The organism is Streptomyces sp. SID5785, assembly GCF_009870065.1.
GTDB lineage: Bacteria > Actinomycetota > Actinomycetes > Streptomycetales > Streptomycetaceae > Streptomyces.
Genome location: NZ_WWIA01000635.1, coordinates 1 through 1,141, shown reverse-complemented (window position 1 = coordinate 1,141; position 1,141 = coordinate 1). Strand labels below are relative to the sequence as shown.

The following is a 1,141-nucleotide window of genomic DNA, read 5'->3' as shown; positions in this document are numbered from 1 at the left end:
GAGCGGGCGCTGCGCGCGTCGCTGAAGGTGCGTCCGCACGGGAACGCGGCGGCGCTCGACGGGCTCGCCGCGCTGGCCGTCGCCCGCGGCGACTGGCGGGGCGCCCGCACCTACGGCGAGCGGGCCCGGAAGCTGGCGCCGGACAGCTGGTCCCCGTACGCGCACCTCGTCGACGCCGGTCAGGGGCTCGGGGACGCCAAGGCCACGGGCCGCAACCTCGAGAAGCTGACCGAGCTGGCCTCCGGCACCGCGGTGACGCTGCGCACCGTCGCCGTGTACCGCGACCGGGGCTGGCGGGAGGACGCGGAGGCGGTGCTCTCGGACGCCGAGATCCGCGCCGGGACACCGGCCGAGCAGGCGGCGCTGCTCCAGCGCGGCGGCGACCTCGCGTGGGAGCGGGGCGACGCCCGCAGCGCCCTGCGGCACGCCGACGCGGCGCTCGCCGCCGTGCCCCACGCCGCGGAGGCCCTCGCCGGGCGGGGCCGGGCGCTCGTCTCGCTGGGGCGCTCCTCGGAGGCGCTCCAGGCCTACCGCGAGGCCGTCGAGCGTCGCCCCGACTCCCGGTACGTCCTGGAACTGGGCGAGTTGTACACGTCCCTGGGGATGACCGACGCGGCGCGCGCACAGTACGACGTGCTGCGCGAGCGGGCGGCCGGGACGGACGCGGGCGCCGACGTGCTGGTGCTCGGGCGGTTCGAGGCCGATCACGGGGACGCCCGGGCGGCGGTGACGCGGCTGCGGGAGGCGTGGAAGCGGGGGCCGAGCATGGCGGCCGCCGACGCGCTGGGGTGGGCGCTGCACCGGGCCGGGGACGACCGGGAGGCGCTGGGGTATCTGCGGCGGGCCACGGACCGGCAGAAGGCCGGGACGCTGCGGTCGGCCGCGCGGATGTACCACCGGGGCGTCGTGGAGCGGGAGAGGGGTCTTGACGGGGCGGCGCGGCGCCATCTCGACGAGGCGCTGCGGATCGATCCGGGGTTCTCGCCGGTGGACGCGCCGCGGGCGCGGGCACTGCGCGCGCAGCTCGGGGAGCCGGATCTCCGGCGCGGCTAGGGAGCCGCCGACGTCATGGCCCCGCGCCCCTGGAGGCAGCGGACGTAGTCCGCGTCTTCAGGGGCGCGGGGAACTGCGCGAGCAGCCA

Annotated in this window: 1 protein-coding gene; it reads left to right on the top strand. The window is 78.5% G+C overall.

From position 1 onward, the window contains the following. The coding region (locus GTW43_RS20745) for a tetratricopeptide repeat protein (protein ID WP_161303518.1) at window positions 1–1,053 on the top strand (1,053 nt) is incomplete at its 5' end. Window positions 1,054–1,141: the final 88 nt, after the last annotated feature.